This window comes from Chromobacterium alticapitis (assembly GCF_002924365.1).
GTDB classification, from domain to species: Bacteria; Pseudomonadota; Gammaproteobacteria; order Burkholderiales; family Chromobacteriaceae; genus Chromobacterium; species Chromobacterium alticapitis.
Window position 1 is genome coordinate 19,606 of the sequence record NZ_PQWB01000163.1, and the last position, 12,606, is coordinate 32,211.

Below are 12,606 nucleotides of genomic sequence, written 5' to 3' on the forward strand. Positions count from 1 at the left end.
GGTGATATTGGCTTGCGTGCCGGCAGTGCTATTGAGCAGCGTGTAGTTGCCCGCGTCGGCGCCGTTGCCGGCGATGCCGCTCACATTCACAGTCTTGCCTGTGCCAGCGTTCTTGTCGGCGAAGGCGGCGGTACCGCTGAGGCTCACGTCATCACCGCTGACGATGCCGGCGCTGGCCAGTTTGGCGCTGGCGGCCGTGCTGCCGTCATACACCTTGTTCACGCCGCTGGCGCTGACCGTAATTTGCTTGGCTGCGATATTGGCTTGCGTGCTGGCAGTGCTATTGAGCAGCGTGTAGTTGCCCGCGTCGGCGCCGTTGCCGGCGATGCCGCTCACATTCACAGTCTTGCCTGTGCCAGCGTTCTTGTCGGCAAAGGCCGCGTTGCCGCTGAAACCAACCGCGTCGCCGCTGATCACACCGTCGCTGCTCAGTATGGCGTTGGCGGCGGTGCTGCCGTCGTACATCTTGTTCGCCGCGCTGGCGCTGACCGTGATCTGCTTGGCGCTGATATTGGCCTGGGTAGTGGCGGTGGTGCTGGCCAGCGTGTAGTTGCCGGCGTCCGCCCCGCTGCTGGCGATGCCGCTTACCACCACGCTCTTGCCATTGCCCACGTTCTTGTCGGCGAAGGCAGCGTTGCCGCTGAAACTGACCGCATCACCTCTCACCACCCCGGTGCTGCTGAAGGCAGCCTGAGCAGTCGTACCGCCGTCATAAACCTTGTTGACGCCGTTGGCGCTGACACTAATCTGCTTGGCGCGGATAGCAGCCTGGGTACTGGCGCGGGTATTGGCCAGAGTGTAGTTGGCCGCGTCGGCGCCGCTGCTGGCGATGCCGCTTACCACCACGCTCTTGCCATTGCCCACGTTCTTGTCGGCAAAGGCGGCATTGCCGTTGAAGCTGACCGCATCGCCGCTCACCAGCCCGGCGCTGCTTAAGGCGGCGCTGACGCTCGTGCCGCCGTCGTAAACCTTATCCACTGCGCTGGCACTAACGCTAATCTGCTTGGCACTGATACTGGCCTGGCCGCTAGCCGTGGTGTTGGCCAACTGGTAGTTGCTGGCCAGGCCAGTACCATCGGCCAAGGTAAGCCCGCTCACGCTGACCGCTTTGTTTACGCCGACATTCTTGTCGCTGAATTGCGCGCCGCTGCTCGCCAATGTCAGCGTGTCGCTGCCGAACAAGCCGCTGAGCGTGCCGCCGGTAACGGTTGCGGCAATGCCGCCATCGTAAACCTTATTGGCAACGGCAACGTTGCTCACATTGACTATGGCTTTGCCTATCGTGCCCACCGCCGCCGCCGCCGTAGTCGTCGACAAACCATAACCATAGACGGTGGCATAGCCATTGTTGGCGCCGACAACGGCGACGCCATTCGCAGTAACGGTCTTGCTGCTGCCGGCATTGGCACTATCGTAGCTTGCCGAAGCCGCGCCCAGCGATACGCTATCGCCATCGATGGCGCCGACCGCGCTGAGATTGCCTCCGGTCACGCTGGCCCTGGCGGTGCCATCGTAGATCTTGCCGATATTGCCGACCAGCGAAGCAGTCACTTGGGGCGCAAGGCTATAGAACAAGCCGTTTCCGCGTCCCGACACCGCGCTGCTGCCGAAATTGGCATTGTACTGTTTGAAGTCATACGCCAAGCCGCCGCGGCTATCGACGCCAGGATCGGTAGACCAGACTTGCCAGTTGCCATTGGGGGTGCTCAGCGCCGAGCTGCCGGCACGATTGATGAAGCTCTTGCCCGCCAGCACCAGCGCGGTTCCGCTGGCGCTGGAACTGATGCCGGCGTTCAACGTAATGCTGTTGCCGGCGAGCAGCGTCAGGCTTCCCGCTACCGAGACGGCGTCATTGACGGTGATGTTGTTGCTGGCGCTCAAAGTCGTGCTGGCGCCGGCAGGGGCGAGCGCGGCCACTTGGTCCGGCGTATAACTGCCGGCCTGCGCCGCCTGTGGCTGAACCTGGTGACTCCCGTTCAATAGCAACACCTGCCCAGCGGCGGCCAAGCCATTGTTGGATTTATAGGGACTGCTCACAACATAGTTGCCATTGGCAAGCGCAATCACCGCGCCAGAACTCATTTGGTCATTCGCCTGAGCGCCCACCAATGAGTTGCCGGCGCTTACCGCGCCGGCCACGCCGAGGGTGCCATCTCCCCAGGTCACCGCGCCGGCCCTGGCCTTGCCGCCATTCGCCCAATTGGCGCTGCCCACCACGTAGTTGCCGTTGCTCAGCGCGGTGATGCTTGAACCCACCTGGTCCTTCGCCTGCGAGCCCACCAGCGAATTGGCCGCGCTGACTACGCCGACCGTGTTGGTACTGCCACTCCCCCAGGTCACTGCGCCAGCCTGGCTATTGCTGCCATTCGACCAATAGGGGCTGTCCACCACGTAGTTGCCGTTGCTCAGGACAGTAATGCCCCATTGCCCGACTTGATCACCGGTCTGCGAACCTACCAGCGAATTGCTGGAGCTGACCACGCCAGCCACGGCATGGCTGCCATCCATCCAGGTAACGGCGCCGACGGATACAGCATCGTTGATATCGCTGTTCCAACCATTGCTAATAACTACGTAGTTGCCGTTGCCAAGCGCTGTAACGCTGCCGGAGCCAATTTGGTCGCCAGCCAGCAATCCAACCAGCGAGTTGGCAGTGCTAACCGCGCCTGTTGTGCCCGCGGCTCCGTTTCCCCAGGTCGTTGCGCCGGCTTTGGCCAGGCTGCCATTTGCCCAATAGGGGCTAACCACCACATAGTTGCCATTGCTCAACGCGGTGACGCCCCACTCGCCCACTTGATCGTTGGGTTTGCTGCCTACCAGCGAATTACTGGCGCTCACCGCTGCGGCCGTGGCGCGGGTACCGTCCGCCCAGGTGGCGGCCCCGGCATTGGCCACGCCGCCATTGGCCCAATTAGGGCTCGCAACCACGTAGTTGCCGTTGGTCAATGCGGTCACACCGTTATTCACGGAATTATTCGGGTACACCTCCACTCCGACATAATCATTGGCGTGCGAGCCCACCAAGGAGTTGCCGGCACTCACCGCTGCGACCATGCTGCGAGAGCCATCCCCCCAGGTAACCGCGCCTGCATTGGCGTTAGCGCCGTTCGTCCAATAAGGGCTGCTCACCACATAATTGCCGTTGCTCAACGCGGTGACGCCGCCTGCGCCAACTTGGTCGTTGGCATGCAAGCCTACCAGCGAGTTGAATGGACTCACCGTGCCGATCAGACCCGAGCTGCCATTGCCCCAGGTTGTCGCGCCGGCGTTGACGTTGCTGCCATTCGACCAGTCGGCGCTCGCCACCACATAATTGCCATTGGTCAAGGCCGTAACCGTAGTGCCCACCTGATCGTTAGCCTGCGAACCTACCAGCGAGTTGGTGACGCTAACCAAGCCCTGCACGCCGGAGAGACCGTTACCCCAGGTGACGGCGCCGACACTGGCGTTGCTTCCGTTCGACCAGGAAGGGCTGGCCACCACGTAGTTGCCGTTACTCAGCGCGGTAATGCCTTGCAAACCGACCTGATCCATGGCGTGCGAGCCCACCAGCGAATTGTAGGCGCTGACCTGGCCCGTCACTCCGCTTGCGCCATTGCCCCAAGTGACCGCGCCGGCCTTGGCATTGCCGCCATTCGCCCAGTTGGCGCTGTCCACCACGTAATTGCCCTTGCTCAGCGCGATCACGCCCGTCAACCCCACTTGGTCGTTGGCCTGCACGCCTACCAGCGAGTTGGCGGCGCTGACCGAACCGGTAACGCCACTGCCAGCGCTGCCCCAGGTCACAGCCCCCGCTTTGGCGTTGCTGCCAAACGTCCAATTGGGGCTAAGCACGACGTAGTTGCCATTGCTCAGCGTCGTGACACCGCCGGAACCTACCTGGTCGTTGGCGTGCGTGCCAAATAGCGTCGAGATCAGCGCGCCGGTCGTGCCATTGTAAAGATAAGCCGCGCCAGCCTGCGCCCCTCCGAAACTATCGCTTGATGACGCCACGACAATATTGCCATTGTTCAAAACGGCGCCGCCGCTGCCATGGTTGTTATTGCTTGCCGGACTGGGGTCTGCCAATTCGATATAGTCGGTGGCGCTCGCAGCGCTCTTGCTGATGACAATATTGGTCGGGTCCAGCAGCAAATGGCCACCCTGGCCAGGATTGGCTGAACCCTGATACAGCAAATCGCCCTTGCCTGAAACTTCGATAAAGCCATGGGCGCCGGTGCTGGCCTGGCCGGCGTAGCGCGTGGACGCGTCGGACCAAACCACGATCTTGCTGTTTGCTCCGGCCGCCGACAACGTACTGGCCGTGTTGACCTGGGTGGTCTGCGCATTAGCGAATCCAGGGCCACCGTCGGCCAGGCTGGCGCCATGGGCATCGCCGCCCAGCAGCAGGCTGCCGCCTTGGGCGCTGCCGTCGGCGGACAAGCGGGCGCCGGACAGCGTCAGTTTATTGGCGGTCACGCGCAGCTCGCCGCCGATGGTGCCCTTGGCCGACACCGCGCCGGACAGCAGCGCCGAGCCGCCGCCGTCCATACGCACTATTCCGCCTTGCCCGGCGCCGTTGGCGGTCACGATGGCGGCCTCCGTCTGCAGCAAGGCCTGAGTCGCTTGAATAGTAATGCGGCCTTGCTCACCGTCTGCATGGATCTGGCCCGCTTGCAGCACGCTGCCGCCAGCAAGATCGATGGCGCCAGCGCGGTCGCCGCTGCCGGCCGAAGCGCTGAGGCTGCCCGTATTGCTGACCAAGTCGCCTTGCAGCGCGATACGGCCGTTCTGGCCGACTACACAGTTGGCTTCGATAATGCCGTCGTTGTTCACCGCCGCGCGGGTGAGTTGGTCCAGCGCCTGGGCCGTCAGATAGACCCGGCCGCCATCGGCCCGGATCAGTCCCTGATTGGCGGCCAAGGCGTCCAGCGTGCCCTGGGTGACGGTAAAGCCCGCCAGGCGGCTGCCATCCAGCTTGACCGTGACTTCGTTAGCCGCAGCCAGGCGCACATCGCCTTGAGGCGCCTGGATGCTGCCGCTATTGCTCACCTGCGCGCCAATCAACAGCGCGTAACCGCCATTTGCGGCGATCAAGCTGCCCTGGTTGTCCACCGTGCCATGGCTTTGACCTGCAAAACGGTAATTGCCGGCGGCAAAATCGGCCGTGCTCAAGTCCCGGGTCGAAGCGAGAATGCCGGCCGCGCTGACCTGGGCGCCCGGAGCGAACAACACGCCATTAGGATTGACGATGAACACTTGGCCATTGGCGTTCAATTGGCCAAAAATCTGGCTCGGGTCGTTGCCGATGACCCGGTTCAACATCACCGCGCGGCTGGACGGCTGCAAGAAGTTGACTTTGGCATCCTGGCCAATGCTGAAGGACTGCCAGTCGATGGCGGCCTTGTCGCTGCTTTGCCGGATGGTGGCGATATTACCGGACTGGTTGATGCTGGCTTGTCCCAGAGTCACCTGGCCGCCGCCAGGCAGAGTATTGGGCGCCGCGTGGGCCGCGCTGGTCGCCGCCAGCAGGGCAGCGATCGCGGAAATGGCGACCATCCCGCTTCGCTTGCCGCGCGCCTTGCTGTTTTCGGGGGCGGGAACCCAACTTTGAGAGGCTTCGTTCCAGACCAAGGAGTAGGCGCGATTGTGGCTAGCGTGACGGTGCATGATAAAGGTAAGTGAAGTCGAATTAGCCCAAAATACCCTAACTAGTAAAAATGCATTTTTGAAAACGGGAACGGAATCTTTGATAAGCGGAAACGCAAACGCGGATTGCAGCGATATCCTGCCGGACGGCATAGGGAAGGCTGCCCCCTGCACCGCGCACCATCGTTCCGAACGGTCTAATCAGCCCCCGCTCCGCTTGAGTCAGCGTGCGTGATCCAGCAGCGCTTGGTATCGCTCCGGCCGGTGATCAGTCAATACATGATTGCGCTGGCGAATGTGCTTGTCTTGGCTCATGGCGGCGTATCCTTGCGATGAGGCCTGTCGCCAAGCATGGCGGCGGGATCAGAGATGGGGTGCCGGACCCGTTCCGGCAACGACGGCATGCGCGAGGCCGGCAGCTGCTTTGGGAATGGCCGCGCCGATATCTGCTTGGGTCTGAAAACGCTGCATCAGCCTTTGCATTTCGTCCGCGCAGCCATTGCCTTTTTCAGAGATGGCCGCCAGCTCCTCGACCAAACAGGCATTCTGCTGCGTGGCGGCGCTCAGCAATTGGATCGTGGCGTTGATCTGCCCGACCGCGCAGGCCTGCTCCTTGGCGGCGCTAGCGATCTCCTGGATCAAATCAGAGGTGCGCCGGCTGGAGCCCACGCTAGCTTCCAGCTGCAGACCAGCCCGAGCCGCCATTTCCACGCCCTGGTTGGCCACGCTGGAAATTTCCCGAGCCGCCAGCTGGCTGCGCTCGGCCAGTTTCCTGACCTCCTGCGCCACCACGGAGAAACCCTTGCCCTGCTCGCCGGCGCGGGCGGCCTCGATCGCGGCGTTGAGCGCCAGTAGATTGGTCTGGTAGGCAATATCGTCGATGGCCATGATGCATTCGGCGATGCGCTTCATGCTTCCCGCGGTTTGCTGGACGATCTCCCCTCCCTGCTGCGCGTCGACGGCGGCCCGAGCCGCCATGTCTTCCGTCAAGGTCGCGTTGTGGCTGGTCTGGCTGATGGACGAGGAGATTTCCTCCAAAGAGGCCGCCGCCTCCGATAGGCTAGCCGCCTGCTCGCCGGTATTGCGCGAAAGGGTCTGGGATGTGCTGCTGATCTCCACCGCCAAGGAGGACAGACGGCCGGCGCTGCTTTGGCTGCTGGCGATGGAGGCGCTCAGCCCGGCTATGGTCTGGACGATGGCGCCGGCCATGCTGTCCGCCGGATACCCCCCCTCGCGCGCCCTCACCGTCAGATCTCCCCCCGCCACCGCCCGCATCATGCCTGAGACATGCAACGGCTCGTCCCCCAGCATTCGATACAACTTGCGGTAAATGGCGCAGAACATCAGCGCGCTCAAGGTGCAACTGGCGAGCAGCAAGCCAATCAGCACGGCCAGCCACAAGCCAGCCTGTGCCTGAGCCTGCAGCACCGCGCGGTTGGTGCGCTGCTCCATCGACTGGTAAAACTCATCCACCGGACGCATGATGGCCACCTTGTCCAGATGGTATTGGCGGTCGTGCAGAATGCGTCTCGCCAGCGCGGCATCGGGCTCCCCCTGCCGCGTGAAGCCGCCGCGGCCATCGGCGAAGCGGCCCTTCATCGCGTTCATCGCCACCGTTTCGGTATTCACCAGCCTGTCCGAATTGGCCTGCGCCTCCTTGAGCTTGGCGAACTCCTGCGGCGTGAAGCCGGCCTGTCCCATCAGCATCTGCAGCGGCACCGTATCGCCATCCGGCTGCGGCTTGCGGCCATCCACAGCCATGAAATCCCAGTAAATGCGGTTGTAGTGTTCGGGACGCGGCAACTGGCCATTGCGGATGGCCAGCACCGCCCAGTATTGCTGTTCATACATGGGATTGCCGGTTTCGGCATACGTGCGGACCAGCCGGGTCAAATCATCCGAGCTTTGTCTCAGCTCATTGGCTAGCAGATAGCTCTGATAGCGCTGAGCTTCCGCATTCGCCTGCGTGCCCAGCGCCTGCTGCAAACGCAATGTGCACAGCAGAACCAGTGACAGCAGCATAATCATTAGCGCCGCACTCGCCGTCAGCAAGGATTTCATGCTCAGTTTCATACCAACCCCACCTCTTGCTCAACCGTGGGAAGCCGCCCCTCAAGCAGCGGATTTGGTACTGTTATAGGTATTAATGCGGACAATATCAGTAGGCCATCTCCGCTCGGGCCCGGGCCGTGGAATTGCGCCATGATGCGCCTCTGGGCATTGGTGCAGATCTCATTGGCGATTTAGCCAGTCGATTGGCCACGGAGGCGGTTTGCGCGTCGTTCGACTTCTGTTTGACCAGCTAGGTGCTGGCGTCAGCAAAACGCAATGGTGTCGGATCGGGATGATGGCCGTGAACGGCGTGGCAGGCCTGGTCTTGCGGCAGTTTGCAACCGGCCACTGCCAAGCGCCAGATAGAAGACGTGGAACGGGTAGGCCGGGTATATCTGGATTTCTGTGCAAACCGGCCATTGCGGTTCATGGCAGACAGAAACGGCGGGAATTCACCCGCCGTATACGATAGTGCCTCAACTAGCCTTGCCTGCCGGAATCTGCTGGGTGATGCAGTGAATATTGCCGCCACCCAGTAGTACTTCGCGTGCCGGGACGCCGACAATTCGGTACTCCGGGAAGATCTCCTGCAAGCGGCTGGCTGCCGCGGCATCGGTACGCTCATCCAGCAGCGGGAAAATAATCTGTCCGTTGCTGATCAGGAAATTGACATAAGAAGCAGCCATGCGCTCGCCAACCTCGCGTGGCACCGCCTGCCCACTAGCCACCACGCCAGCCGTTTCATCCTGCTCATAGAACAAGGGGCCCGGGGCCAGCATCTTATGGATCTTGAGCTGGCGGCCCTTGGCATCGCGCGCTTGGGACAGCACTTCGTAGGCGGCCTGCGAACGCGGATACTGCGGATCCTGTTCATCATCGACCCAGTGCAGCACAACCTCGCCAGGACGGGCAAAGCAGCACATATTGTCGATGTGGCCGTCGGTTTCATCCATGAACACGCCTTCCGGCAGCCAGATGAAGTGCGTCACATTCAGATACTGGGAAAGCAAGGCCTCGATCTGGGCTTTGGACAAATCCGGATTGCGATTGGGATTGAGCAGACATTCTGCGGTGGTGAGCAGCGTGCCTTCACCATCGACATGAATCGAGCCGCCCTCCAGCACCAGCGGGGCTTCGTAGCGATCAAAGCCATGCTGGGCCAACACCTGGCTCGCCACTTCACTATCTTGATCCCAGGGATGGTACAGCCCGCCCTTGAAGCCGCCCCAGGCATTGAATTTCCAGTCCACGCCACGCAGATGGCCCGCCTGATCGATCACCATGGTCGGTCCGCTGTCGCGCATCCAGCAGTCATCGCTATTCATTTCCACCAGCGTGACTTCGGACGGCATGACTGCGCGCGCCTGCGACATGAACGGTTCGGGCACGGCCATGAACACAGGCGTGGTTGCCGAAATGGCTTTGGCGATGGCCGCAAAGGTCTGTTGCGCCTCGCGTCCGGCATGGCGCCAGTTATCCGGGCGCTGCGGCCAGATCATCCATACCGCCTGATGCTCTGCCCACTCGGCCGGCATGTGAAAACCGTCGGCGGCAGGTAGACTATTGTGCGTTTTAATGTTCATTTTGATCACCATCGGCTTGATAAATGCCATCAGAAGTATTCAATAGATCGTGCATTTGCGGATGACAGACTCGGCGCGTCTCCCGATCTGCGCGATGCGGAGGCTCGACCAATGCACATTCGCCGGACGGATCAGTCTGCAGGAACTGCAGATTTCCTCTGCCATGAACGACGAAGTGATTGACAGACGCAGTCTAGGGAGAGCCAAACTATTCAGCAAATGAACAATACGAATACTTTCATAAATACGGTGAATAGTGTGAAACTGCATCAACTGGATCTGAACCTGCTGCTGGCGCTGGATGCCCTGATCAGCCTGCGCAGCGTCACGCGGGCGGCAGAGAAACTGTTTGTCAGCCAGCCTGCGATGAGCCACTCGCTCAATCGCTTGCGGACATTCTTCGACGACCCGCTGCTGGTGCGCTCGCCGCATGGCATGCTGCCAACACAAAAAGCGCTCTATCTGCAACAGGGCGTCCATCAGGCGCTCAGCCTGCTGCAAAGCCATTTCAGCCAGCCGGAAGCCTTTGACCCAGCAACATCGGCGCGCCGCTTCACCCTGTGCACCACGGATTATGTAGAGTGCGTGCTGATTCCGCCGCTAGTGAAAAAACTGGCGGAGGAAGCGCCTAACGTTCATATCGACATCACCATCCTGCGGGAAGACATTCCGGAACTGGCGCTGGCCGACGGTGAAATCGACTTCCTGCTGGGGTTTGACGAATACATGTCCATTCCCAGCTATCTGTGCCGGGAAACCTGGCTGAACGAACCGCTGATCGGCATCTTACGCCATGACCACCCTATCCAGAACGATAGACTGACACTATCGGATCTGATTGCCTTGCCGCATGTCTTCCACGCACCGCTGGGCAATCTGGGGTCGCCAATGGATGATTTTCTTGCCGAGCGCGGCTTGCAGCGCCAGATTTCGGTGCACAGCCAAAGCTATATGGCCGCAGCCGCCATCGTCAGCAACACCGATCATTTATTTATCCTGCCTAAAAAAGTCGCGGCGATGATGGCAGGCTACTGGCCGTTGAAGATGGTGGCGTTGCCGGAAGAGTTGCCAGGCTATCACCTTAACTGCATTTGGCACCCGGTGCAGGATCGTCATCCTGCGCTGCACTGGCTGCGCGATTTGATGCGCAAGCTCATCGAATCCGATGATGCTGCGCTGCCCCGGTATTCGTCGCATGAATAAGCGCATTAAAATGAATCATTTTCCCGCATAACGCTATCTCTTGTAGATTAGCCGCCATATTACAGAACAGCCCATGCGTACGCCGGCTGCCGTGCGACGCCTGAGCGCGCTGACCCGCCTGCGCATGCAGGAAACGGTCATCGCGATGGGAGTGAAATCCGTCTTTTTAGTGGAGGTAGTAGCATGATCGAGGTGACCGAGCTATCCATTGCCGAGCTGCGCGCGGCGCTCGAATCCGGGCGTACGACAGCGGTTGAACTGGTCAAGGCCTATCTGGCTCGGATTGAGGCCTACGATGGCCCCGCGACGGCGACCAGGCTCAATGCGGTGGTGGTGCGCAATCCGGATGCGATCCAGGAAGCCGAGGCCTCCGATGCCCGTCGCGCCCGCGGCGAAACGCTGAGCCCGCTGGACGGCATCCCCTATACCGCCAAGGACAGCTATCTGGTGAAGGGGCTAACCGCCGCCTCTGGCAGCCCGGCGTTCAAGGATCTGGTAGCCCAACACGATGCCTTCACCATCGCGCGCCTGCGCGCAGCCGGCGCCATCTGCCTGGGCAAGACCAATATGCCGCCCATGGCCAATGGCGGCATGCAGCGCGGCTGCTACGGCCGCGCCGAAAGCCCCTACAACGCCAACTACCTGACGGCGCCGTTCGCCTCCGGCTCTTCCAATGGCGCCGGCACCGCTACGGCCGCCAGCTTCGCCGCCTTCGGCATGGCTGAGGAGACCTGGTCGAGTGGCCGCGGCCCGGCCTCGAACAATGGCCTGTGCGCCTATACGCCGTCTCGCGGGGTCATCTCGGTGCGCGGCAACTGGCCATTGACGCCGACCATGGACGTTGTCGTGCCCTACGCCCGCACCATGGCAGACTTGCTCGAAGTGCTCGACGTCATCGTCGCGGACGACCCGATTCGCCGTGGCGACCTATGGCGCCTGCAACCCTGGGTGGAGATTCCCCAAGCCTCGGAAGTCCGGCCAGATTCCTATCCCGCCCTGCTGGCTCAGCCCGACATACTCAAAGGCAAGCGCTTTGGCATACCGCGCATGTACATCAACAAGGACGAACTGGCTGGCACCAGCGAGGCGCCGGGCATCGGCGGCCCGACCGGACAGCACATCCATACCCGCGCGTCGGTGATCGACCTTTGGGAAGCCGCGCGCCAGGCGCTGGAAGCCGCCGGAGCAGAAGTCATCGAAGTGGACTTTCCGCTGGTTTCCAACTGTGAAGGCGATCGTCCCGGCGCGCCCACCGTATTCAACCGCGGCATCGTCTCGCCTGAGTTCCTCAATGACGAGCTGTGGGAGCTGTCAGGTTGGGCCTTCGATGAGTTCCTGCGCGCCAACGGCGACCCCAAGCTCAACCAACTGGCTGACGTGGATGGCCCGAAGATCTTCCCGCACGATCCGGGCACCTTGCCCAACCGCGAAGGCGATCTGGCCGCCGGCATGGACGAGTACGTCAACATGGCCAAGCGGGGCCTCAAGTCCTATGACCGGATTGAAAGCGTGCCGGATGGTCTGCGCGGTCTGGAAAAGACCCGCAAGCTGGATCTGGAAGACTGGATGGACGAGCTAAAGCTGGACGCTGTGCTGTTCCCCACCGTGGCCGACGTCGGCCCGGCGGATGCAGACGTCAATCCGCGCTCCGCCGACATCGCCTGGAGCAACGGCATCTGGGTAGCCAATGGCAACCTCGCCATCCGCCATCTTGGCGTCCCGACGGTTACGGTACCGATGGGTGTGATGGCTGATATCGGCATGCCGGTGGGACTGACTTTCGCGGGGCGCGCCTATGACGACAACGCACTGCTGCGCTTCGCCGGCGCATTTGAAGCCACCGGCAACAAGCGCATGATCCCACCGCGCACACCGCCGCTAGGTCAATGAGCGCCAGCTAGGACCGACCAGGACGGGTGTTCAGCCAGTAGCAGTGGGGGGAGCCGACAACCAAACCACGGCGCTGAGGTTGACCCGGTCCTGCGGGCATGGTGCAGCCGGATCAGGGTGGGGTAGCCGCCCCGCCCGAATCAGGTCTGGACAAGCGATATCAGTGTGCCGCAGCAAGCGGCGTAGGAGATGAGGGTAGGCCCCTCGCAATCGGCTTGCAGGAGCAGGTTGCAAACCACCGTAAGCGGCT

At 61.7% G+C, this 12,606-nt stretch carries 5 protein-coding genes; 2 read left to right on the plus strand and 3 right to left on the minus strand.

Translation table 11 applies throughout. From position 1 onward, the window contains the following. From C2I19_RS20210 to aguA, 3 genes are all read right to left on the minus strand, one after another. Positions 1 to 5,781, minus strand: a 5,781-nt coding sequence (locus tag C2I19_RS20210; protein ID WP_369406699.1) for a YDG domain-containing protein, incomplete at its 3' end; no start/stop codon positions are given. A 210-nt stretch (positions 5,782 to 5,991) separates the two neighbouring features. Continuing rightward, positions 5,992 to 7,701: a methyl-accepting chemotaxis protein gene (locus C2I19_RS20215; protein WP_103904388.1), complete on the minus strand. Its 1,710-nt coding sequence runs from the start codon at positions 7,699 to 7,701 to the stop codon at positions 5,992 to 5,994. Between the two features lie 455 nt (positions 7,702 to 8,156). Beyond that, complete coding sequence (gene aguA / locus C2I19_RS20220) at positions 8,157 to 9,293, minus strand: agmatine deiminase (protein WP_233201301.1); 1,137 nt, start codon at positions 9,291 to 9,293, stop codon at positions 8,157 to 8,159. A 189-nt stretch (positions 9,294 to 9,482) separates the two neighbouring features. Here aguA and C2I19_RS20225 point away from each other — a divergent pair, with 189 nt between their 5' ends. Together C2I19_RS20225 and C2I19_RS20230 are read left to right on the plus strand one after the other, a co-directional pair. After that, a complete protein-coding gene (locus C2I19_RS20225; protein ID WP_233201302.1) occupies positions 9,483 to 10,466 on the plus strand; it encodes a LysR family transcriptional regulator in 984 nt (327 codons plus the stop codon). Between the two features lie 183 nt (positions 10,467 to 10,649). After that, positions 10,650 to 12,356 carry an amidase gene (locus C2I19_RS20230; RefSeq protein WP_103904389.1) on the plus strand — a complete coding sequence of 569 codons (1,707 nt, stop codon included), beginning with the start codon at positions 10,650 to 10,652 and terminating at the stop codon, positions 12,354 to 12,356. The last annotated feature ends 250 nt before the right edge of the window (positions 12,357 to 12,606 follow it).